Here is a 23,320-nt window from a genome sequence, read left to right on the forward strand (position 1 = left end):
TCGCGCGGCCTTTCTTGTTACTTTATTCGGTGACGTATTCCACCACGTTCAAACCAAAGCCTGATAGTGCGTGATAGCGTTTCGTTGATGACGAAAGCAAACGCATTTGCTTAACGCCAAGGTCTGCCAAGATTTGCGAGCCAATCCCAACACGGCGTGACGTGCCTTGCCATTTGGCGCTAGCTGGCTGCTCGCCTTTATCTTGCGCTTCAAATGCTTTCACCTTATTGATAATGGCATCGCTGGTTTCTTCTTTCCCCAAAATCACCAACACACCACCGTCATGACTGATCCGTTGCATCGCACGGTTTAGGCTCCAGCTACGTTCAGCCGTTCGGTCAGATTGAAGCACATCGGTAAAGGTATCTTGCAAGTGCACGCGAACCAAGGTCGGATCAGCGGTCACTTCGCCTTTACACATCGCATAGTGGATTTGGTTATCAATGGTGTCACGGTAGGTGACCAAATCAAACTCACCAAATTCGGTGGGCAACTTACAAGAGGCGACACGCTCAATGGTGGTTTCGTTAAGGTTTCGGTATTCAATCAAATCTGCAATGGTGCCCAGCTTGATACCGTGCTTTTCACAAAACACTTCCAAATCAGGGCGGCGCGCCATGGTGCCATCTTCGTTTAAGATTTCCACAATCACGGACGCAGGACTAAAGCCGCCTAAGCGGGCCAGATCACAGCCTGCCTCGGTGTGACCAGCACGGGTCAGTACACCACCCTCTTGTGCCATTAAGGGGAACACATGGCCCGGCTGGACTAAATCGGCAGCTTTTGCATTAGGCGCGACCGCAGCTTGGACGGTGCGTGCACGATCGGCCGCAGAAATGCCAGTGGTCACCCCTTCCGCCGCTTCAATCGATACCGTGAAGGCAGTAGAAAATTGGGCGTTATTGTCAGACACCATCAAAGGTAATCCAAGCTGCTGACAGCGCTGTTGGGTCAGCGTTAAGCAAATCAAGCCCCGACCATGGGTGGCCATGAAATTGATAGCTTCTGGCGTGATCGCTTCGGCCGCAATGATCAAGTCGCCTTCATTTTCGCGATCTTCGTCATCCATCAACACCACCATTTTACCTAGGCGGATATCGTCAATGATTTCTTGGGCACTACTTATTGCCATCTTGGATTCCTTATTTCAAAAAGCCGGAACGGGCCAGCGTATCAAGGCTGACTCCCGTTGATTGTGTGGGTTCTGCCGCCTTGTCACCGAGCATCAGTCGCTCAAGGTAACGGGCAATGACATCGACTTCGATGTTTACCTTACGCCCAGGCGCAAAAGTTTGAATCGTGGTTTGTTCAGCGGTGTGCGGCACGATGGTGAGCTTAAATGCACTGCCATTGACGTCGTTCACCGTCAGGCTAATTCCATCCACCGTGATCGAGCCTTTTAACGCCACATATTTGGCGAGCTCAGACGGTAATCTAATCCAGTATTCCCACGCGCGGCCGGTTTGGTTCACCGATGTCACTTCTCCAAGGCCATCAACATGGCCTGCCACCATGTGGCCGCCGAATCGCGTGGTGGGTAGCATCGCCTTTTCAAGATTGACCTTGTCTCCGACCGACAAGTGCCCCAGTGATGAACGCGCAAGGGTTTCCGATGACACATCTGCGCTGTAGCCCGTTGCACTCAATGCAACCACGGTCAAGCACACCCCATTGGTGGCGATACTGTCACCCAGTTTGACATCACAGAGATCAAGCTCGCCACTGTCGATAGTCAAAGTCATGTCTTGCCCGCGGCGGGTCAAGCGTTCCACTCGGCCTATCGCTTCGATAATTCCAGTAAACATCGTTATTCGTACTCTTGCGTGATCACGGCATGCTCAGAGAGCATGGCGGTTAAGCGAACATCGTCACCGATCCTCGTCAGGTGATTAAAGTGAAAGCGCGGTGCTTCATCCATTCGTTGCATTCCATCCAAACCAATTAAGGGACGGCTATCGCCTCCTAACAGGACGGGGGCTTGGTAAACAATCAGTTCATCGACTAACGATTCAGTGAGTAGCTGACCCGCCAGCCTCGCGCCCGCTTCAACCCACACTTTGTCAATGTCATGCTCCGCCAATGCGCCAAGGATAGCGGTGAGCGATGCATCGGGCATCACCCATTCTTGCACGTTATCCGGCCACGTATGATTACTCGGTGAATCAACAATACGGATCACGTCGCCGTCAAGCTGATAGACGGTTGCATCCGGTGAGGTTTTATTATCTCTATCTAGCACAACACGCGTCGGTTGGCGCACAGTCGATTGTGGATAGGCATCGAGCGTGGCTCGAGGAAGTTGGCTTTGACGTACATTGAGGCTGGGGTTATCGGCCAATACCGTGGCGCTGGTCGATAAAATGGCACTGGCTTGAGCACGAAACGCTTGCACATCGGCGCGTGCAGACTCACCGGTGATCCATTTGCTTTGCCCGTTGGCTAAGGCGGTCCGGCCATCGAGACTCCCGGCCAGCTTAAGCTGTACATACGGCATCTGAGTGAGCATTCGCTTAATGAAACCGGGATTGAGCGCCTTGGCCTGCTCCGCCATCACACCGACGACCACCTCAATACCTGCTTCTTGTAAGCGTGCGATACCTCGCCCTGCCACTTGAGGATTGGGATCTTGCATGGCACACACCACGCGACTGACGTTAGCGGCAATTAAGGCATCGCAACACGGTGGCGTGCGACCATAGTGAGAGCAAGGCTCTAAGGTGACATAAGCTGTCGCCCCTTGCGCGCGTTTCCCCGCCGCCTTTAAAGCGTGTACCTCGGCATGTGGACCGCCGGGAGCAAGATGAAATCCTTCACCGACGATGTCGTCGCCATGGGCAATCACACAACCCACATTGGGGTTCGGGGTCGTGGTAAAGCGCCCTTGAGCGGCAAGCGCGAGTGCGCGCGCCATCATGGTGTTATCGCGTTGGTTGTTACTCATTTTTGCAACCGTGCAATTTCTTCACCGAACTCACGAATATCTTCAAAGCTGTGATAGACAGAGGCAAAACGGATATACGCCACTTTATCGAGCTCTTTGAGTGCTTCCATCACCAAGTTACCAACCGAGGCTGAGCTAATCTCTCGCTCACCGGTCGCGCGAAGGCGTGATTTAATGCTGTTGATCGCTTTTTCGATATCATCCGCACTGACAGGCCGTTTTTCCAGCGCGCGCTGAATGCCACCGCGCAGCTTTTCTTCGTCAAAGGGCTCACGATTGCCATTGGTTTTGATGATGCGTGGCATCACCAGCTCTGCCGTTTCGAACGTGGTATAACGTTCTGCGCACGCCAAACACTGGCGACGACGACGAACTTGATGGCCATCGGCGACGAGTCGAGAATCGATCACTTTGGTGTCGGTTGCACCACAGAATGGACAGTGCATGGGGCTAGCCTCCTCAATATCATCCCGTTAGTGTAACCGATTTGCGATTATGAAAAAGCCTGCAAACGGCGAGTTTGTAACGATTCTGTGCGCAAAGCTGATTTCGCTAACAATCGGTGGCTAACCACGCACAAAAAAGGCGCCTGAAGGCGCCTTTGCTTGTTCACTTACAACGCTTACGGTTACGCATAAACCGGTAGGCGGCGGCAAATGGCTTGAACTTTCTCTTTAGTTTCAGCAATCACTTGCTCATTATTGATGTTATCTAACACATCACACATCCAATGCGCGAGCTGTTCGGCGTCTTGCTCGCTAAAGCCACGGCGTGTAATCGCTGGCGTCCCCACACGAATGCCTGAGGTGACAAACGGGCTACGTGGATCGTTCGGCACACTGTTTTTGTTCACAGTGATGTTCGCGGCACCAAGCGCAGCATCCGCTTCTTTACCGGTGATGTCTTTGTCAATCAAATCAACCAAGAACAAGTGGTTGTCGGTTGATCCTGACACGATGTTATAACCGCGTGCTTGGAACCCTTTAACCATCGCACGAGCGTTATCAATCACGCGCGCTTGATAGGCTTTAAACTCAGGTTCCATCGCCTCTTTAAACGCGACAGCTTTACCCGCAATTACGTGCATCAGTGGGCCACCTTGACCACCTGGGAACACCGCAGAGTTGAGCTTTTTGTAGAGGTCTTCACCCGCATTGGACAGGATCAAACCGCCGCGCGGCCCTGCGAGGGTTTTGTGGGTGGTGGTGGTGACCACGTGCGCATGTGGCAATGGATCTGGATACACGCCTGCTGCAATCAAACCAGCAACGTGTGCCATATCCACCATGAACCAAGCGCCCACTTTGTCGGCGATTTCACGCATACGCTTCCAGTCCACCACTTGCGAATAGGCTGAGAAACCACCAATGATCATTTTCGGCTTATGTTCCAGCGCGAGCTGCTCCATTTGCTCGTAATCAATCTTACCCGCTTCATCAATTCCGTACGCAATCACTTCATAGTGTTTGCCTGAAAAGTTGACCGGAGAGCCGTGAGTTAAGTGGCCACCATGCGCCAAGCTCATGCCTAAAACCTTGTCGCCTGGGTTTAGCAGCGCCATATAGACCGCGCTGTTGGCTTGTGAGCCTGAGTGAGGTTGCACGTTGGCATATTCACAACCAAACAATTCACACGCACGCTCAATCGCGAGAGCTTCCACTTTATCGACATGCTCACAGCCGCCATAATAACGCTTGCCGGGGTAGCCTTCGGCATATTTGTTGGTCAGTTGAGAGCCTTGCGCTTCCATGACGCGTGGGCTGGTATAGTTTTCTGACGCAATCAGCTCAATGTGTTCTTCCTGACGAGCCGTTTCTTCTTCAATGGCTGCGAACAGTGCCGGATCGTAATCCGCAATCTTCATGTCACGCTTTAGCATTTGTCTCTCCTGACTCAATGGTGGTGGGCTATTACCCTTAAAGCGAATGCTACCCGTACCCAAGTTGGCCCGATAGCTCGAATGGTTTTGATATGGCATAGTGCACCACACCTTGGGTTAGTCGCCTTACACATTTAAAGTGACTAAACCAAGGCAAACGGGCGGAAAAATCGGCGTTTTAAAAGCCTGACGCAAACGTTTTCGCTACCGCCATTACTGCGTTCGTCATTCTACAAAAAARCCGCTGCAACAGGTAGTGTCAATCGGCCGTTTTTTTTATACGTCGGTTGTGCCAGATTAGTCCGCCGCACAGAAACGCAGATTGTGCGCTGTAAACAATTTACACGCGAGTATCAAATTGCTGACATCCTATCAGCCAGTGATTTACTTGGCTGACTTTTTATTACTCTCATTTGACGATAAAATCCGCGCCCGCAATTCCCATTAACTTTTTTTAACCGCCGCCCCAGTTGGGTTTTGGCGGTCTTTTTGTTGCTGTTTATGTAGGGAGAAGCCGTGTGAGCCGATATCAACACAGCTTAAAAGAAGATGTGATCGCCATTGCCTCTGGGGCGTTTCTCGTCGCACAAGGGGTGTTTTTCTTGCAACAGGCCGGACTGTTAACCGGCGGGACGACTGGCCTTGCTTTGTTGGTCAGCCAATTTACCGACCTGTCCTTCGGCACCCTGTACTTTCTGTGTAACTGTCCGTTTTATTTGATGGCTTGGTTTCGTATGAGCCCGCGCTTTGCTGTGCGCAGCTTGCTCGCCGGTGGTGCGGTGTCCGTGATGGCCGACCATATCGCCTACTTTTTTCAAATCACTTGGTTGGCCCCCGCCTATTGTGCGGTCATTGKGGGCTTACTGATGGGCGTCGGCATGTTGATGATTTTCCGCCACAATGCCAGCTTAGGCGGTTTTAACGTACTGGTGCTCTATTGTCAGGACAAATTTGGGATCTCGGCAGGAAAACTACAGATGGGCATCGACTGTACCATCTTGGCGTTGTCTTTCTTCCTCATCGACCTCAACCTCTTGATGTGGTCGGTGGTTGGCGCGATTGTGCTCAACTTAGTCTTGGCGATGAATCATAAGCCCGGGCGCTATCAGGCGCATCCTGCCAACCCTGGCGCGTAGTCAATCACAACACCACACAAACAAAAAGCCAAGCATCACGCTTGGCTTTTTGTTGCTTACCGTATTGGCCCAAATCGCGATACTAAATCGCTTCTTCGTCTTCTTCACCGGTACGGATGCGCACCACGCGCTCAACATCAAAGACAAAGATTTTGCCATCACCGATTTTACCGGTTTGTGCGGTATCAATAATGGTATCCACACATTGCTCAGCCACATCGTTACTGACGATCACTTCAAGCTTCACTTTGGGTAAAAAATCGACCATATATTCGGCGCCACGATAAAGCTCAGTATGACCTTTTTGACGACCAAAACCTTTTACTTCTGAGACAGTCATCCCCGTAATCCCCACGTCGGCAAGTGCTTCACGTACGTCATCGAGTTTAAATGGCTTGATGATGGCTTCAATTTTTTTCATTCCGTTATCCTTCTCGTTGGCCGCAGCCGGTCCTGATGGATCAGTTGTTTAGCTGAAATTGTATCGCAGCAGGATAAAAAATCATCCATCGATTCACGCTTATCACCAAAAAGCCGCCATAGATTGGCGGCTTTGATTGGTATAGGGCTTATCCCAGTGTGACCCGCGCGTTGCGGAACATACGCATCCATGCACTGTCTTCGCCCCAATCATCAGGGTGCCAAGAGTTAGCGACCGTACGGAATACCCGCTCAGGGTGAGGCATCATAATGGTTACACGGCCCGACTCAGTGGTCAGCGCAGTAATGCCATTCGGTGAGCCATTCGGGTTAGCCGGATACGCTTGTGTTGGCTGGCCGTGATTATCGGTGTAACGTAGCGCCACCGTGCCTGACGCCTCAATGGCCGCCAGATGCTCTGCATCACGCACCTCAACGCGTCCCTCACCATGCGATACCGCAATGGGCATCCGTGACCCTGCCATCCCAGCAAAGAAGGCGGATGGGCTTGATTGCACTTCCACCATGCTAAAGCGTGCTTCAAAGCGCTCCGACTCGTTACGAACAAATCGTGGCCAGTGTGCGGCGCCTGGGATCAGTTCATGCAGGTTCGATAGCATTTGGCAGCCATTACACACGCCAAGTGCCAAGGTATCTTCACGCGTAAAGAAGTCACTGAATTGATCGCGCGCGCGGCTGTTAAACAGAATTGATTTCGCCCAACCTTCACCAGCGCCTAACACGTCACCGTAAGAGAAGCCGCCACAGGCCACCAGCCCTTGGAAGCCGTCCAAACTGACGCGTCCTGAGAGAATGTCACTCATATGAACGTCCACGGCGTTAAATCCAGCGCGATCGAAGGCAGCTGCCATTTCCACATGCGAGTTCACGCCTTGCTCTCGCAAAATAGCCATGGTCGGTTGTTGGCCGGTGGCGATATACGGCGCTGCGATGTCTTCGTGCACATCAAAGCTCAGGCTAGCGTGTAAACCAGGATCGGCCGCCTGCTTGGCGTCAAACTCTTGGCGAGCACAGTCTGGATTATCGCGACGCGCTTGCATCTGATACGTGGTTTCAGCCCAAATCTGACGCAGGTACTGACGACTGGCTTGATAGATAGGTACCTCACCGTGACGCAAGATAATCTCATCGCTATCACTTAGGCCGCCAATCAGGTGGCTGCATGCGGTTAATTGATGTTCATCCAACACCGCATTAACACGCTCGAGATCTTGCGCCGCCACTTGGATCACCGCGCCCAGTTCTTCGTTAAACAGTACCGACAAGGCATCATCGCCTAAGCGGGCGATATCCACGTCAATACCGGTGTGACCGGCAAACGCCATTTCTGCCAAGGTGACGAACAATCCGCCATCGGCTCGGTCGTGATACGCCAGTAGCTTTTGCTCTGCCACCAAGGTTTGCATCGCATGGAAAAAGCCTTTTAGGCGGGCGCTGCTGGTGACATCGGCAGGCTTATCACCCAACTGATGATAAACCTGAGCTAACGCGGTTGCGCCCAGACGCTGCGCGCCCTCACCGAGGTCAATCGCGATCAGATGGCTATCACCTTTGTCGGTCCGCAATTGTGGGGTCACGGTACGACGCACATCTTCCACGCGGCCAAAGGCGGTGATGATCAGCGACATCGGCGCGGTGACGGTTTTGTTTTCACCGTCTTGCTGCCACTGGGTTTTCATCGACATTGAGTCTTTACCCACCGGAATGGTCAGTGACAGCTCAGGACACAACTCCTCGCCAACGGCTTTAACCGCTTCGTACAAGCCGGCGTCTTCGCCCGGATGACCTGCCGCGGACATCCAGTTCGCAGACAGTTTAATGTTAGTCAGGCTACCAATATCGGCACAGGCAATATTGGTAAGTGCTTCGCCGACCGCCATACGGGCAGAAGCAGCAAAGTCAAGCAAGGCAGCTGGGGTACGCTCACCCATCGCCATCGCTTCGCCGTGATAACTGTCATAGCTGGCCGCCGTCACCGCACAGTTGGCGACCGGCACCTGCCACGGGCCGACCATTTGGTCACGCGCAACCAATCCGGTCACCGAACGGTCACCGATAGTGATCAAGAAGGTTTTCTCCGCCACCGCCGGCAAGCGTAAAACACGCTCACAGGCTTCATCCAGCTCAATGCCTTGGGTGTTAAGCGCAACACCTGTCACTTGCTGACGCGTCACATCCCGGTGCATTTTGGGCGCTTTACCCAGCAAGATATCCATCGGCATGTCGATAGGAGTATTGTTGAAGTGACTATCTTCAAGCGACAGGTGACGCGCATCGGTCGCCTCACCAATCACTGCGTATGGCGCCCGTTCACGCTCGCACAAGGCTTCGAAAAGCGCCATATTTTCCGGTTTAACCGCCAAGACATAACGCTCTTGTGACTCGTTACACCAAATGGCAAGCGGACTCATTCCCGGCTCGTCATTAGGAATATCACGCAAATTAAAGCGCCCACCACGGCCACCATCATCGACCAGCTCTGGCATCGCATTGGACAAGCCACCCGCGCCCACATCGTGGATAAAGGCAATCGGATTATCGTCGCCAAGCTGCCAGCAACGATCAATCACCTCTTGGCAGCGACGCTCCATTTCTGGATTCTCACGCTGTACCGAGGCAAAGTCTAAGTCTTCCGCCGACTGGCCTGATGCCATCGACGATGCTGCTCCGCCGCCAAGGCCGATGTTCATCGCCGGACCACCTAACACAATCAGTTTGGCGCCCACGTCAATCTCGCCTTTTTGCACATGGCCGTCGCGGATGTTACCCATCCCACCGGCGATCATGATGGGTTTGTGATAGCCACGCACTTCCTCACCGGCATGCGAGGTCACCAATTGCTCATAGGTACGGAAATAGCCAAGCAAGTTAGGGCGACCAAATTCGTTGTTAAACGCCGCGCCACCTAACGGGCCTTCCAGCATAATATCGAGCGCAGTAGCAATGCGCTCAGGCTTGCCATAATCGCGCTCCCACGGCTGAATAAAGCCCGGAATTTTAAGGTTAGAGACAGAAAAACCGACCAATCCTGCTTTGGGTTTGCCCCCGACACCGGTTGCCCCCTCGTCACGAATTTCACCACCTGAGCCGGTCGCTGCGCCTGGCCACGGTGAAATCGCGGTGGGATGGTTATGGGTTTCCACCTTCATCAAAATATGAGCCGGCTCATGATGATATTGATAAGTGTGGCTCTCTGGAGTGGGGAAAAAGCGTCCAACGTTTGAGCCAGTCATCACGGCTGCGTTGTCTTTATACGCCGACAGCACGTTATCTGGGGTTTGCTCATAGGTGTTTTTGATCATCTTAAACAGCGATTTAGGCTGCTTTTCACCATCAATAGTCCAGTCGGCGTTAAAGATCTTGTGTCGGCAATGCTCTGAGTTAGCTTGCGCAAACATCATCAGTTCGATGTCGTTTGGGTTACGCCCCAGCTGGGTGAAGTTCTCGACCAGATAGTCAATTTCGTCTTCTGCCAGTGCCAACCCTAAGGCTTGGTTCGCCTCAACTAAGGCGGCTCGGCCACCGGAGAGAATGTCTACGCTATGCATCGGCGCAGGTTCCGCTTGCTCAAACAGCACCGCGGCGGCCTCAAGCTCATCGAACACAGCTTCCATCATCCGATCGTGCAACAATCCGATTAAGGTTGCGTGTTGCTCACTGGTCAAAGGCGCAGATAACTGAATATAGTACGCTGTACCGCGCTCCAAGCGCTTCACCGCGTCCAAGCCGCAGTTATGGGCAATATCGGTTGCCTTGGATGACCACGGCGACAAGGTACCGGGACGAGGCGTAACGAGAAACAACGTCCCTTCAGGCGCATGCGGCGGTAAAGTGGGCCCGTAAGTCAGCAACTTTTCGAGCTTTTCGCGACTCGCGCTATCCAAGGGGTGATGCAAATCAGCGAAGTGAATAAACTCAGCATACAGTGCCGTGACTGGCAACTGATGCGCTTGACAGCTAGCCAGCAGTTTATTGACACGAAACTCAGACAGTGCGGGGGAACCACGCAAAATATCCATGTGCGTACGTCTCTCGTTAGCAGTTAGTGAAAGGGGTATACCCAAATTAACACGCGTTGACATGTAAACWTGGGTATCACCACTCACACTGGCAGCCTTTGCTGTCCGCAGGTTCACGCCCATTTTTTGCTGGCCTTTTAAGCAAGCGGCGGCCATTATAGGGGAAAATCTTCGCGGGCAACACACCTGACGCAACCGTTTGCGCAAAAAATTTCCCCTCTATCGGTCGGACGCCTATTCACGTAGAATGGAGGGTCCATTGATCACGGCCTGTGTCTTCACGCCGGCCCGCAACAAGAGCAACAGCCTTTGAGACAGCGTCGATTTACTCTGCCATCTTGGATTGCCTGCGTGGCCCTTGTGCTGCTAACCCTGCCTTTAGCGGGCTGTGATTGGCATTTTGATGACCGTACGACTCTCGAAAAAATCCGCGATCGCGGCGTGCTAAGAGTGGGCACACTCAATAATCAGCTTTCTTATTACATCGGTCCTAATGGCCCAACCGGCCTAGATTATGATTTAGCCAAGCGCTTTGCCGATAAGCTGGGCGTAAAATTGGAAATGACGCCTACCTACACGCTCTCCGGGCTCTTTCCCGCCCTAGAGCGAGGCGATGTCGACATTATTGCCGCGGGCCTGACCATCACACCGCAACGCCTTGACGCCTTTCGCCCCGGCCCTGCGTACTATTTTGTTAGCCAGCAAGTGGTGTATAAAAACGGCCACTGGCGACCGCGTGATGTCGATGACTTCAACCGAGATGATGCTGTGATGGCAGTGGTTGAAGGCTCCAGTCATGACTTAACACTCCAATCACTGAAAAAAGCCCATCCCGCACTGTCTTGGCAAGTAGTCCAAGATGCCGATGACGACGAACTCCTCAAACAAGTCGCGAATGGTGACATCGACTTTACTATTGCCGACTCCGTCGACATTGCGCTGATCCAACGCACACACCCTGATATCACGGTCGCGATGGAACTGAGCGAAGACGAGCCAGTCGCTTGGTTTATGAAAAAGCAAGGCGATAGCAGCGCTTACGCCTTAATGGTGGAATTTTTTGGTGATCTCGCCCAAAGCGGTGAACTGGCGATTTTAGAAGAGAAATATTTTGGTCACGTGGATCAGTTTGATTACGTCGATACCCGCGCCTTTTTGCGCGCGATTGAGAGCAAACTGCCCAAGTGGGAGCCGCTATTTAAAAAGTACGCCAATGAATTTGACTGGCGGTTGCTCGCCGCCCTGTCTTATCAAGAATCACATTGGAACCCGCGCGCTATTTCACCGACTGGCGTGCGTGGCATGATGATGCTGACCTTACCGACCGCGAAATCTGTCGGCGTACGTAACCGCCTTGATCCCGAGCAAAGCATTAAAGGCGGCGCCCTTTATCTGCAACGAGTATTAGAACGCGTACCTGATAGCGTGAACCCGCATGAGCGTATTTGGTTCGCCCTCGCCTCGTATAATATCGGCTTTGGCCACATGATGGACGCACGCCGCCTCACGGAGGCACAAGGGGCCAACCCTAACTCATGGAGTGATGTGAAAAAGCGTCTGCCCATGCTCGCCAAACGCCAATACTATACCCAAACACGCTACGGCTATGCGCGTGGATACGAAGCGTTAAGTTACGTCGAAAATATCCGCCGTTATTATCAAAGTATTCTAGGCTATGAAAAAGCGCATATTGAAGCGCTCGACAATGAGCAGGTTGAAGACTTAGGCGGCCTACAAACCATTGTCGCGCCAGCGCCTGAGCAAGAGTCTGAAACCGTCACAGAAACTGACGAAACGTCACCACAAAGCGACGCTAACCAGCAACAGCAATGAGGGCAGTATGGTTCCGAGAAAACGGCTCGTGAGAAGTAACTTCCGTAAAAACACGATTTCCGCCGCTAACCGGCGTAAGCGCATGCGTCAAAATATGCACAAGAAAGTGCTTTGGCGACAACGTACGTTTGCCATCCGCGAGTTCGCCGCCTTTGACGATGCATTTTAATTCTCGCCCTGCCCTCGAGCCGCTTTTTTAGCGGCTTTTTTTTCGGCTCGGCGACGACGGAAAAACGCCTGAAGCTGCTCACGGCAAGCATCCTCAAGCACCCCTCCTTGCGATGCCACATGATGGTTCACGCCCTCGTAACTGAGCAAGTTCATCACCGATCCTGCCGCACCGGTTTTAGGGTCGGAGGCGCCAAAATACACGTTACGAATACGGCTATGCACCATAGCTGCAGCGCACATCGGACAAGGCTCTAAAGTGACATACAAGTCAGCATCAATCAGGCGATAGTTCCCCAGCACTTGACCTGCTTGGCGCAGTGCCATGATTTCCGCATGCGCAGAGGCATCATGTTGAGTAATTGAACGGTTCCATCCGGACCCGACAATCTCCCCTTGGTATACCACCACAGCTCCGACCGGCACCTCACCCTCTTGCTCGGCTTTTTCCGCTAGCGTCATAGCGTGGCGCATGTATTTTTCGTGCTCGTTTGATGTCGTTTGCAACTCGCTCATTCAAAACCCTGTAACTTCACCCATTGAGATGGCGCCAAGTATACGACACAAATAAGCCGGCTCGAAGGCCGGCTTGTCTATCGTCACGTAGGAGCGCGTTATTGAACCAAGTATTGATAGCTTGCTTGAATGCCCAACGGCAACCCAACCGCCCAATAAGCCAGAAGGAAAAGCGTCCAGCCCACCAGCATGGTGATGGAGTATGGGATCATTAACGAAGCCACAGTGCCAATCCCGGTTGATTTCACGTAGCGTTGGCAATACACCACCACTAGCGGGAAGAACACCATCAATGGCGAAATAATGTTAGAGACGGAGTCACCCACACGATACGCCGCTTGCGACAATTCAGGAGAAATACCGACAACCATCAGCATAGGCACCAGAATCGGACCAATCAGTCCCCATTTTGCCGATGCCGACCCGATCAACAAGTTGACCATGGCGGTCAGCAGGATCATACCCACAATCGTCATTTCACCCGGCAATTTCATCGATTGCAGCAACTCAGCGCCGTTGAGCGCTAACAAGGTACCAATGTTGGATTGGGTAAATGCAGCCAAAAATTGCGCGCAGAAGAACGCCATCACCATGTACGCACCCATGGTCGCCATGGTATCCGACATGGATTTGATTACGTCTTGGCTGGTTTTAAAGGTACCTGCGGTTTTGCCGTAGACAATGCCCGGAATAATAAAGAGCACGAAAATCAGCGGTACGATTGATTGCATAATCGGCGCATCAAATGCAGTCAGTTCCCCTGACGGAGAGCGAAGTGGCGATGTTTCCGGCCAAGCAGCAGCAACAAGCGCAGCAATTCCCACCAACATAGCCAAGCCTGCGCGGTTAAACGCTTTACCTTCAATCGCCGTGAATGAGCCAAGATCGGGGGCGTCTTCAGCATCCTCATCAATCGGCGTGCGGCTAAGGCGCGGCTCAATGATTTTCTCGGTCACAAACCAGCCCAATGCCACAATCAAAATTGATGACAAGCCGGTAAAGTAGAGGTTCGCGAGTGGATTCACCTGATAGGTATCATCCAATACGTGAGCGGCTGATTCGGTAAAGCCTGCCAGCAAAGGATCAATGCCAGACGGAATGAAGTTCGCTGAAAACCCACCCGAGACACCGGCAAACGCAGCGGCAATCCCCGCCAGTGGATGGCGTCCCGCAGCATGAAAGATAATCCCGCCTAATGGGATCACCAGCACATAGCCTGCATCCGCTGCTGTGTGTGACACGATCGCCACTAAAATCAGCATCGGAGTAAGTGCTTGCTTCGGTGTCACACTCAACATTTTCTTGAGGCCGGTGGTGATAAAGCCTGACTGATCAGCCACGCCCACCCCTAACATCGCAACCAATACAATACCCAGCGGCGCAAAACCAGTAAAAGTGCTAACCATATTGGCTAGAAAGTGTGCGAGCGCATCGCCAGTCAGTAGGTTGTTCACTTGCACCGCATTCCCCGTCAGCGGGTGAACGGCATCGAACTCAACTTGCGATAAAATGGCCGACAGTACCCAAACGGTAATCAAGCCCCAGAAAAACAACAGTGCCGGATCAGGAATACGGTTTCCTGCCCGCTCAATCATATTTAAAAACCGGTCTAACCCTCGCGGGCCGTCAGCATCCGCTGACTGACTAAGTTGACTGCTCACAGCTCACTCCATATTGTTTCAATGTCGCCACAGCACATGCCCTGACGCTGCCTTTAATGACAAATTAATGAAATATCGGCCCCAGTAAAGCAAAAATCAGCATAGTTAGCTACACATCAACCTGTTAGCAAAATGTTAACCATAAGATATATTTGCTTTTCAGCACAAAAAACCGCAGTGAAGGGATAACCCTGAAACATTTAGAAACAAAAAAGCACATAGAAATAGAGAATAAACGTCGCACAGTGACTCTTTGATGCTCACCTTGAGCACTATGCTGACTAGCCATCTTCTTATTGCCAATTTTTATTCGCTGAATAACTCTCCTTGTTTGGGCGTTWATTGGAGAAGCTTCGAATTTATAGAAAAAATTAATAGACGTTTTTTCACCGCCCCATCAACCTCCCATAAACATCTGTTATATAGGCATTTATTTTCATGTTGGCTTACTCAGGCAAGTTTTTGCCTCAGGATTTTCTGTTATATCATGCCGTTATCTAGAAACACGAGATGATGAAAGTGGACATCAGTCGAATAAACACGCGCTGGATTGAAGGGGACACACAACCAGAAGCTCCAGCGGCCAAAGAAACACAACAAGAAAAACTCGCTCGCCATCGCAAGGCTCGCTTCGAACAAAGCGATCAAGCATGGGAGTATGTGCAAGCCAATGAAGATCGCTATGCCAAGCACAGGGCAGAAGTGCTTGCCAAAAGAAAGCCGTCAGAACAGGTTTATCCGTTTACAGATGAAGCGTTGCTCGAAGACGCACGCGAAGTGGCAAAAGAGTACCAATGGGATCATTCGCAACAAAAGAACACTCGTATTGCTGTACTAACGCTAGAAGAAGCAAATGAGTATTTAGACGCCTTTATGCAAGACACACATGGGCAGCTATCAACGGGTAAAGACTACACCGGCGTAGCAACTGGCTTGAAAGGAGCCTATGAAGTTGCAAAAGAGCTGGGAGGATTGGGAGCAACAGCGAAAGCCGTTAACATCAACGGTGTGATGAACATAGTGGTTGAAAACTACAAACCCCGTTACCTAGATATTGGCCCACGCTGGCAAGCAGCCACTCCAAAGATGCTAAAGTTGGGACATGCACTCAATACAGTGAAAGGTAATATCACCTTCCTTAAAGGCAATGTTTATGTCGAAATTGTTTTTAGTGGCGCTGTAAATGCCGTTGACTATATGCTTCACGATGAAAAAACATTAGGCGAAGTGGTTGGTCAATTTTCTGCAGATGTGGCTAAAGGCGTTGTGGCAGGAGTCATCGCGCAAGGCTTTACATTACTCGTTAGCGGTGTAATAGCGACTTTCGTTGCGCCGCCTACGGTAGCAGTATTAGGTATATTTGCTATCGCTGCTTTTGGTATTGGCTTTGTTGTTTCAGAAATTGATGACGAGTATAACTTCACCGAACCTATGAAAAGAGAAATTGAGAAGTTAGTCAATGAGAATTAATCGTTTCAAGTCATCAGGGTATTTGATTTTATTAATGCCGTTTTTATGGGTAAGTGGATATTTCTCTCTGAGGATGTTAACTTCACTATCTTCTTATGAAAACCTTGTTAAGGTTTACTCTCCTATTAACAATGCATCTTTACTAGCTCTGTTCAGTTTATCAGTTATTTCATTTCTGATAATGGTTATCACCTTCATTTCAGGTCGATCTTTAAATTGGCTTCCGAAAATATTTTTGATGTTTTTTTTATTAGTAGTCACCCTGTCATTTACATATGGCTGGTACATAACCGAAGAAACTAAAAAAGAACTTAACGAACGTGGTTACATTGAGTGTGATTCGAAAAGGGATTTAGGACTAAAATACTCTAGCCGGACTTATGCTTTATCGCCTGATATGTGTTCATCCGACTAAGTTTTCACGATCATAAAACACCCAAGCCCGCTTAGAAAAAGTCCGCCATTCAGCGGACTTTTTCTATTTATAACTTGTTGACGCCGAGCCTTTCCAATTGGAAGTTACTCCCACTCTAATATCAATAATAAAAAACACCAATATGACAGATAATTATAAAGCTGTTTTTTTATCGATACCAACATCTATACCATGCGAAGAATTTTTTAATTTTTTGCTGATTGACGACGTATTTCATAACATTCCAAACTTATACAATAGTAGCTTGTTCCGTAGCTCCTTTACGACTACCAACCACCAAAGTAAGACTCAGCAGCGTAATCAATGAAGCAGATAAATAAAGCGTACTAATATTCCAATGGTCTAAAATTCCTGCTCCTAATACAGCTCCCATCCCAACAGCACCATTGAAAATAGCAGCATAAATAGCAGAAGCTGGTAATGCATCGTCTTTGGCTAATCGGATGATCCATGTTTGGAGACCAACGAATAGAACCGCAACACCAAGGCCCCATCCGGATACGAGAAGCAATGTCATGATTTTGCTATTAACAATCGGAAGGCTAATTAACATCAAACACAACGAAATAAGTAGAAGCCCAGTGCTAAGGACTCTCTTTAAGTGGTTGTCTATATACATTCCGCACATGAAGTTGCCGAATATGCCAGCAATACCAAATGTCAACAGACAGATAGAGATCCAACTGTTTGGCAGGGCAATCACTGAAGAAAGTAGCACCTCAACATAAGTAAATGCAGCAAAGTGTGAAACGATACCACAAGCCGCAATGAGGTATACGATCCTCAACTTCGAATTTCGAAACACAGAGAAGAGTTGCACCCTTCCCAAACGCAGTGTACCTGATACATGAGGAAGGCTTAGAGCCAGAGTTAATGCCGTAACAACAGATAATATTCCTAAAAGTGAAAATGATAATCGCCAGCCAGCATCAGCGCTTATCCAATTAATAAGTGGAACACCTAAAACACTCGCGGTTGAAACACCCCCGAAAATAATGGCAGTGGCTTTCCCCACGCTACTTTCTGAGACCAACTGTGCACCCAAAGTGCCAATCATTGCCCAGAAAGCACCATGAGCAAGAGCACCGACAAGCCTGGCAGCTAGCAATACGCTAAAACTATGACTAACCGCTGCCACACCATTAGACAATCCCAACAATAGCATCAGTCCGACTAACAATGGTCGACGGGGTAAATGGCTAATCATCATGACAGAAATTAAAGCGGCAGCGGCACCAAGCCATGCATACAAAGTAACCACTAATCCTGTAGAGCTGACACTGTGCTGCATATCCTTTGCAATCGAAGACAACATACCTATTGGTGCTAACTCAGTAGCAACAACCGTAAAGGAGGCAATACCTAGCATAAAAACAGCGACCCAGCTACGCCAACTGGTGTAATTTGACAGGCTCAAGCGTTCACTCCTTTCATACCTTCGGTTGTATAACGCTCCCCTGCGGGCTGAAATTCACGCACTGCTGATTCAATGCGGGCCAAATCCGCTACCGTTAATACGACATCAGGAGCCCCCAAGTTATCGACCAAATGCTTCATTTTCTTTGTACCCGGAATAGGTACGATGTCAGGCCCCTGCGCTAATAACCATGCCAATGCAATTTGTGCCGAAGAGCATGACTTACTACTGGCCATGCTAGCAACTACCTCTGTTAGCGGACGGTTCGCTCTTAGGTTATCAGGCGTGAATCTCGGTAATGATTGTCTTGCATCTTCAGGAGTAAAGTCACTGTCAGGCGTAATATTCCCTGTCAAAAAACCACGCCCTAATGGAGAATAAGGCACAAAACCAATACCCAACTCTCTACATGTTGGCAAAACATCTTGCTCCACATCACGGGTCCACAGTGAATACTCGGTCTGCACGGCACTAATTGGATGAACAGCATGCGCTTTTCTCAGTGTACTTGCGCTGACCTCAGATAAGCCAATATTTGCAATTTTCCCCTCCTTAACCAATTGAGACAACGTAAAAACGGTTGTTTCTATAGGCACATTAGGATCTAATCGATGGATATAGTATAAGTCGATGCATTCAACACCTAAGCGGCGTAGTGAACTCTCACAAGCACGGCGAATATAATCTGGACTATTATCAATTACTCGTTGATACTCCCCAGGACGACGTACAATTCCACACTTAGTCGCAACTTTAATTTCAGCACGGCTTTCTTTCAGAAATTCCCCAAGTAACTGCTCATTATGATAATGACCATAAGTATCTGCGGTATCTAAAAAAGTGCAGCCCAGATCAATAGCTTTATGGAGTACCGCCTTGGATTCGGCGTCATTTCTGGGCCCATAGAATTCACTCATGCCCATACAGCCTAAACCTATATCGGAGACTTCAAGACTTTGACCTAATACACGTTTCTTCATGATTGATATCCCTTGGTTTACGTTGAGATATGCAGTATATTTTCCGAAAGTGGAGATTCATATGCACATAATCCGCAATCAGATTTCCGAAAATGGAAAACAGAACAATACATCATCTTTGAATTGGGATGATGCCAGGATATTTCTCGCCATCGCTCGAGAAGGAACATTAAGTCGCGCAGCAAAACGATTAAATTTGGGGATTGCCACCACTTCTCGACGTTTAGAACGTCTGGAGTCTGCGCTACAGGTTCGCTTATTTACGCGTGATCAACAGGGCTATACATTAACCGATGAAGGCAGAGATCTGGTTTCACCGGCTGAAGCCCTAGAGCAAGCCGGCTTTGCTTTTGGAGATGCTACTTATCGTAATAATGCTGAAGTGATGGGTCATGTACGCCTGGCAACAGCGCAAGGATTAGCTGATCACCTCATTATTCCAGCCATGCCAAAACTTATTGCTGCTCATCCAAATTTAACCGTAGAGATAGTCACGGGCGTGTCCACAGTTAACCTGCACCGACGCGATGCTGATATTGCCTTGCGTATGGTAAGACCGGAACGGGGTAATGTGAGCATCCGCCGACTAGGTACACTAGGGTTTGGGCTTTACGCCTCACAAGACTACGTAAACAATAGAAAGAGCTCAGACACCACTAGCCTATCTTTCGAACATGATGATTTCATCGGGTGGTCTGAATTGCAGCAAAATTTGCCAGCAGCACAATGGTTAACCAAAATGTTAAAAGGAAAGCCTTTTCGCTTAACCACAACCAGTCTATCGGCACAAATGAGTGCTGTAGAAGCAGGGATTGGTATGGCTATACTCCCTCATTTTACCTCTAAGAAAAGAGGCTTGGTTTGTGTGCAAGGAGATGTGGGTTGTGACCAGCCTATTTGGTTGGCTATTCACTCAGATTTAGCACACTCACGCAGAGTTAGAGCTGTTGTCGATTTTCTGGAAACACTGATTTCTGAAAACCAACAATCATTATCCCCATAAAAAATACCAGTCAGAAAACTGACTGGCATTGTTGTTAGTGGGTAAGACTTAATTCGCTATCTGGCGAGCATTACCCACTCTAATATAAACGAGAATAAAATACCATTACATAACAACTACTTAGAATCGAACCCATCCTCAATACCATCATCCATACCATGCTCAGATTTTTTTTGGTTTTTTACTGCTCGTCGGCGTTTCAGCTCAACCTTGGCCCAAGCGGAGGATTCAGCCATATCCCTACGCAAATCATTTGCCTCATCTACGGTCAACTGTCGCACAGCCGCCCCGTTCACAGGATAGCCATCTGCATCATCGCAGCAGCTCACTCGCTCTTGGTCTGATATAGAGGTACCGCGACTTTTCAGACCACGGACTGCGAAACCTAATTTGCCCATCCACCCCTCTTAAATGGTATTTCAACGGACAATTTTACCAATTTTTAGGTGCCGTCGATTCCATACCATACCATTCTATGCTACACAATATATCTATGCTAGCACCAAACGCCCAAAATCTTAAGGCATTATAAAGTTATGTACATTCGTCAAGTATCAATTGTTAACTACAAGAACTTCAAAAAAGCAAAATTTGGGTTTAAAGGAAATGCCGTAAACAATATTATTGGTGAAAATGCATCAGGAAAAACTAACGTTTTTCAGGCCATGAGATTAATTCTGGATGATTCATTACCAGCAAATGCGAAATTTCTTTCTAAGGATGACTTTCACAGAGGACTAGGAGAACCTTTCGGACACTGGATTGTAATAGCAATTGATTTTGAAGGTTTAGACGAGACAGAAGAACAACAAGTATTAGCAAACTATATTCTGAATGATGGTGAAGAACCAAAAGCTTCCACTGATGGAACTTATACTTTTATTTTTAGACCGAAATTCTCGTTCCGTCAAGAATTATACGAAATCAGCAACGATCATTCAGACTTCTCTCTACGAAAAGAAAAGATAATTAATTTCTGCTCTTCTAACTCCATATCGAGAGAAACTTACGAGCCAGTAGCTTTTGTCCGAACAAAGTTAGATTTTACTGATGAGGCAACTTACAAACTATATGCAGGTGACTTTGACCAGTACACATTTCCTAATCCAAACCTTGAAAGTGAAGCGCTCATTGGAAATAGAAAGCCACCATACTTCTCTTTAATAAATGAAGTTGCCTGCACATATGTTAAAGCACTTAGAAATGTTGTTGCAGACCTTAAATATTATAAAACCAACCCACTTTACAAACTACTAACCCTAAAAAGCAAGCAAATTTCCGACGACAAAAGTGTCGTTGATGATATAGTTGATGTAAACAAAAAAATATCTTCGATACCGGAGATAGAAACCTTAAGTAATGATATTGCTCGCTCTCTTGTTAACACCATAGGATCGACATACTCACCTAAAATTCAGGTTTCATCTCAGCTTCCTGAAGACTTTGTCGAACTAGTACAATCTCTTGGGTTGGTGGTWGAGGATTCGTTGAGCTACCAGGGTACTGGCAGAATAGAAGATCTAAGCTTGGGCGGAGCAAACCTAATATATTTAGCTCTAAAATTATATGAATATGAAGCAATTCGAGATAGCGAAGAACACATCACCCATTTTTTAATGATTGAAGAGCCAGAAGCACATATTCATACACATATTCAAAAAACCCTTTTTGAGAACTTCAATTTTAAAAATACGCAAGTATTTGTTTCAACTCACTCCACACAAATAAGCTCTGTTTCCAATATTTCCTCTATGAATATACTTTCAAGAAAGGATACAATTACAGAAGTATACTCACCTTCAAACCAGTTAAAACCTGAAAACATCTTATGTATAGAAAGATACTTAGATGCAGTTCGAAGCGATCTCTTATTTGCTAAAAGCGTAATACTAGTTGAGGGTGACGCCGAACTTATACTAATTCCTGCTTTGGTTAAAGAAACACTAGGCATAAGTTTTGAAGAAATGGGAATAAGCCTGATAAAAATGGATGGCACTGTATTCAAGCATATATCTGATCTTTTCCATGAGGACAGAATTAGAAGCTATTGTTCAATACTCACCGATTTAGATAAAGCATTTATAACAGAAACCAATGACACCTTCGCAACTCCTGAGTATATAAAGTCACAACTAAACGCACAAAAATCAGGAGCTGAACGAAAAGAAGCTTTAGATACCTATACAATTAAAAACCCTTACGTTGAAGCCTTTTATGCAGAAAACACCTTCGAGACTGAGTTAATTAGTCACATAGAGAATGTAGGGCTATTCAAATCAGTAATAACATCTTCTTATACCCAAGATGCTGCCCGCGAAAAAGTGTTAAAAAACATAGAGTCAAAGGATAAACCCACCAAATACAACCAAGCTTTAAAGTTCGCCAAAAAAATAGGAAAAGGTTGGCTTGCTGCAAAAATGGTTGGTCATCTTGATGTTGAAAATGTCATCCCTGAATATATTCTTAGAGCAATAAAATTTTCTCTTTCAGATAGAGATCTGCAGCTCATAACGTCAAAAATGATGGAATACAATATCAGCTTGATGTCACAGGAAATACAAGATGAAATAAATGGGAAGGAGAGCTTTGAGGAAAAAGTTACTTCCTATAAGTCATACTACAATGATGATACTTTCATTCGGTTCATGGAAATATAATGCCTTATAGAAATCTAACATCAGAACAAATGGAAGCAGTTATCTACAATAATAACATGTTACTTTCTGCATGTCCCGGTTCTGGAAAGACAAGGACTCTTGTATCAAAGCTTTATCACATAATCGACCACTCCGATGACCTATCCATAGGAAAGCGAAAAATTATCGCCATAACATATACAAATATTGCGGCAGACACAATAAAAGACAGGCTTTTATCATTTGGCGTAGAAAGCAAATCCTTATGGGTAGGAACAATACATTCACTTTGCCTACAATGGATAATCAATCCAAACATTAACCTAGTTCCAAGGTTATGTGGTGGATTCACTGTTATAGATGAGCATGAAAGGGATGCAAAAATTTCCGAACTTAAAGAAGTTTATGATTTCGGTTTTTTTGACTCGATAGATACATCTCTTACACAGGACTACAAGCCTAGATACCCAGCAGGAACAAAATCTCACAACCTTGTCACTGACTACCACAAATATCTTGCTGACAATAATTATATAGATTTTGATTTAATTCTTAATATTAGCTATCGGCTACTACAGTCCAACCCGAAACTTTGCAAACGTTTAAGCAGGCTTTTTTATCACATACTCGTTGATGAGTACCAAGACACATCTGAAATACAATATGAAATACTAAAACTTATTGTGATAAGAAAACATACAAAAATCACACTGATAGGAGATAAAGAACAAGCAATATATACAGGATTAGGTGCAATAGTTAAAGACAAAAATGAACTAGAAAG

General features: G+C 48.0%; 18 protein-coding genes. 7 read left to right on the forward strand and 11 right to left on the reverse strand.

Annotated features, from left to right (window positions below; all coding sequences use genetic code 11):
- Positions 1-22: 22 nt before the first annotated feature.
- The 5 genes from ribBA to glyA all read right to left on the reverse strand — a co-directional run bounded on the left by ribBA (position 23) and on the right by glyA (position 4,820).
- Entirely contained in the window at positions 23-1,132 is a 1,110-nt protein-coding gene (gene ribBA, locus BZJ19_RS01280; protein ID WP_077674329.1) for a bifunctional 3,4-dihydroxy-2-butanone-4-phosphate synthase/GTP cyclohydrolase II, read from the reverse strand.
- 10 nt (positions 1,133-1,142) lie between these two features.
- The gene (locus BZJ19_RS01285) at positions 1,143-1,805 is read right to left on the reverse strand and encodes a riboflavin synthase (RefSeq protein ID WP_077674330.1); all 663 of its coding nucleotides are present in this window, start codon (positions 1,803-1,805) and stop codon (positions 1,143-1,145) included.
- A 2-nt stretch (positions 1,806-1,807) separates the two neighbouring features.
- Entirely contained in the window at positions 1,808-2,941 is a 1,134-nt protein-coding gene (ribD, locus tag BZJ19_RS01290) for a bifunctional diaminohydroxyphosphoribosylaminopyrimidine deaminase/5-amino-6-(5-phosphoribosylamino)uracil reductase RibD (protein WP_077674331.1), read from the reverse strand.
- Positions 2,938-3,387 (reverse strand): transcriptional regulator NrdR, encoded by a 450-nt coding sequence (gene nrdR / locus BZJ19_RS01295; protein WP_069589271.1) that lies wholly within the window; start codon positions 3,385-3,387, stop codon positions 2,938-2,940. Before nrdR ends, ribD begins: the two co-directional genes overlap by 4 nt.
- A 182-nt stretch (positions 3,388-3,569) precedes the next feature.
- A complete protein-coding gene (gene glyA, locus BZJ19_RS01300; RefSeq protein WP_077662883.1) occupies positions 3,570-4,820 on the reverse strand; it encodes a serine hydroxymethyltransferase in 1,251 nt (416 codons plus the stop codon).
- Positions 4,821-5,338: 518 nt separating this feature from the next.
- Between glyA and BZJ19_RS01305 the strand changes: the two genes are divergently transcribed.
- Positions 5,339-5,956, forward strand: coding sequence for a DUF6198 family protein (locus BZJ19_RS01305; RefSeq protein ID WP_077674332.1), 618 nt, complete (start codon positions 5,339-5,341; stop codon positions 5,954-5,956).
- Positions 5,957-6,038: 82 nt separating this feature from the next.
- Here the strand turns inward: BZJ19_RS01305 and glnB are convergent, their stop codons facing one another.
- Positions 6,039-6,377 carry a nitrogen regulatory protein P-II gene (gene glnB / locus BZJ19_RS01310; RefSeq protein ID WP_046074987.1) on the reverse strand — a complete coding sequence of 113 codons (339 nt, stop codon included), beginning with the start codon at positions 6,375-6,377 and terminating at the stop codon, positions 6,039-6,041.
- A gap of 148 nt (positions 6,378-6,525) precedes the next feature.
- Positions 6,526-10,416 carry a phosphoribosylformylglycinamidine synthase gene (purL, locus tag BZJ19_RS01315; protein ID WP_077674333.1) on the reverse strand — a complete coding sequence of 1,297 codons (3,891 nt, stop codon included), beginning with the start codon at positions 10,414-10,416 and terminating at the stop codon, positions 6,526-6,528.
- A gap of 363 nt (positions 10,417-10,779) precedes the next feature.
- Between purL and mltF the strand changes: the two genes are divergently transcribed.
- Both mltF and BZJ19_RS17170 read left to right on the forward strand, forming a co-directional pair.
- Positions 10,780-12,249, forward strand: a complete 1,470-nt coding sequence (gene mltF, locus BZJ19_RS01320; protein WP_235608118.1) for a membrane-bound lytic murein transglycosylase MltF — start codon at positions 10,780-10,782, stop codon at positions 12,247-12,249.
- A gap of 7 nt (positions 12,250-12,256) precedes the next feature.
- Positions 12,257-12,418: a hypothetical protein gene (locus BZJ19_RS17170; RefSeq protein WP_167314748.1), complete on the forward strand. Its 162-nt coding sequence runs from the start codon at positions 12,257-12,259 to the stop codon at positions 12,416-12,418.
- On the opposite strand, the gene tadA is transcribed toward BZJ19_RS17170, so the two are convergent.
- Together tadA and BZJ19_RS01330 are read right to left on the reverse strand one after the other, a co-directional pair.
- Entirely contained in the window at positions 12,415-12,933 is a 519-nt protein-coding gene (tadA, locus tag BZJ19_RS01325) for a tRNA adenosine(34) deaminase TadA (protein ID WP_077674334.1), read from the reverse strand. The genes BZJ19_RS17170 and tadA overlap by 4 nt on opposite strands.
- A gap of 98 nt (positions 12,934-13,031) precedes the next feature.
- On the reverse strand, positions 13,032-14,528 hold the full coding sequence (locus BZJ19_RS01330; protein ID WP_101494777.1) for an AbgT family transporter: 1,497 nt from the start codon (positions 14,526-14,528) through the stop codon (positions 13,032-13,034).
- Positions 14,529-15,104: 576 nt separating this feature from the next.
- On the opposite strand from BZJ19_RS01330, the gene BZJ19_RS01335 reads away from it, so the two are divergent.
- Positions 15,105-16,064, forward strand: a complete 960-nt coding sequence (locus BZJ19_RS01335; RefSeq protein WP_338095777.1) for a hypothetical protein — start codon at positions 15,105-15,107, stop codon at positions 16,062-16,064.
- Positions 16,065-16,729: 665 nt separating this feature from the next.
- On the opposite strand, the gene BZJ19_RS01340 is transcribed toward BZJ19_RS01335, so the two are convergent.
- On the reverse strand, positions 16,730-17,917 hold the full coding sequence (locus BZJ19_RS01340; RefSeq protein ID WP_077674336.1) for an MFS transporter: 1,188 nt from the start codon (positions 17,915-17,917) through the stop codon (positions 16,730-16,732).
- Positions 17,914-18,897 (reverse strand): aldo/keto reductase, encoded by a 984-nt coding sequence (locus BZJ19_RS01345; RefSeq protein WP_077674337.1) that lies wholly within the window; start codon positions 18,895-18,897, stop codon positions 17,914-17,916. The genes BZJ19_RS01340 and BZJ19_RS01345 overlap by 4 nt, the downstream gene beginning before the upstream one ends.
- Between BZJ19_RS01345 and BZJ19_RS01350 the strand changes: the two genes are divergently transcribed.
- The 3 genes from BZJ19_RS01350 to BZJ19_RS01365 all read left to right on the forward strand — a co-directional run.
- Complete coding sequence (locus BZJ19_RS01350; RefSeq protein WP_235608117.1) at positions 18,896-19,900, forward strand: LysR family transcriptional regulator; 1,005 nt, start codon at positions 18,896-18,898, stop codon at positions 19,898-19,900. The two genes, BZJ19_RS01345 and BZJ19_RS01350, sit on opposite strands and share 2 nt — an antisense overlap.
- 536 nt (positions 19,901-20,436) lie before the next feature.
- Positions 20,437-22,557, forward strand: coding sequence for an ATP-dependent nuclease (locus tag BZJ19_RS01360; protein WP_077674340.1), 2,121 nt, complete (start codon positions 20,437-20,439; stop codon positions 22,555-22,557).
- Positions 22,557-23,320 (forward strand): UvrD-helicase domain-containing protein (locus BZJ19_RS01365; protein ID WP_157891146.1); only part of this gene is annotated, 764 nt, incomplete at its 3' end. The genes BZJ19_RS01360 and BZJ19_RS01365, both read left to right, overlap by 1 nt.

It is taken from the genome of Salinivibrio proteolyticus (assembly GCF_001996165.1).
GTDB classification, from domain to species: Bacteria; Pseudomonadota; Gammaproteobacteria; order Enterobacterales; family Vibrionaceae; genus Salinivibrio; species Salinivibrio proteolyticus.

Coding starts and splice junctions, on each gene's coding strand:
- nrdR (WP_069589271.1), bottom strand. CDS start 3,387: ATGCACTGTCCATTCTGTGGTGCAACCGACACCAAAGTGATCGATTCT.
- glnB (WP_046074987.1), bottom strand. CDS start 6,377: ATGAAAAAAATTGAAGCCATCATCAAGCCATTTAAACTCGATGACGTA.
- BZJ19_RS01330 (WP_101494777.1), bottom strand. CDS start 14,528: ATGATTGAGCGGGCAGGAAACCGTATTCCTGATCCGGCACTGTTGTTT.
- BZJ19_RS01345 (WP_077674337.1), bottom strand. CDS start 18,897: ATGAAGAAACGTGTATTAGGTCAAAGTCTTGAAGTCTCCGATATAGGT.
- BZJ19_RS01335 (WP_338095777.1), top strand. CDS start 15,105: ATGATGAAAGTGGACATCAGTCGAATAAACACGCGCTGGATTGAAGGG.
- ribBA (WP_077674329.1), bottom strand. CDS start 1,132: ATGGCAATAAGTAGTGCCCAAGAAATCATTGACGATATCCGCCTAGGT.
- BZJ19_RS01285 (WP_077674330.1), bottom strand. CDS start 1,805: ATGTTTACTGGAATTATCGAAGCGATAGGCCGAGTGGAACGCTTGACC.
- purL (WP_077674333.1), bottom strand. CDS start 10,416: ATGGATATTTTGCGTGGTTCCCCCGCACTGTCTGAGTTTCGTGTCAAT.
- tadA (WP_077674334.1), bottom strand. CDS start 12,933: ATGAGCGAGTTGCAAACGACATCAAACGAGCACGAAAAATACATGCGC.
- glyA (WP_077662883.1), bottom strand. CDS start 4,820: ATGCTAAAGCGTGACATGAAGATTGCGGATTACGATCCGGCACTGTTC.
- ribD (WP_077674331.1), bottom strand. CDS start 2,941: ATGAGTAACAACCAACGCGATAACACCATGATGGCGCGCGCACTCGCG.
- BZJ19_RS17170 (WP_167314748.1), top strand. CDS start 12,257: ATGGTTCCGAGAAAACGGCTCGTGAGAAGTAACTTCCGTAAAAACACG.
- BZJ19_RS01350 (WP_235608117.1), top strand. CDS start 18,896: ATGATTGATATCCCTTGGTTTACGTTGAGATATGCAGTATATTTTCCG.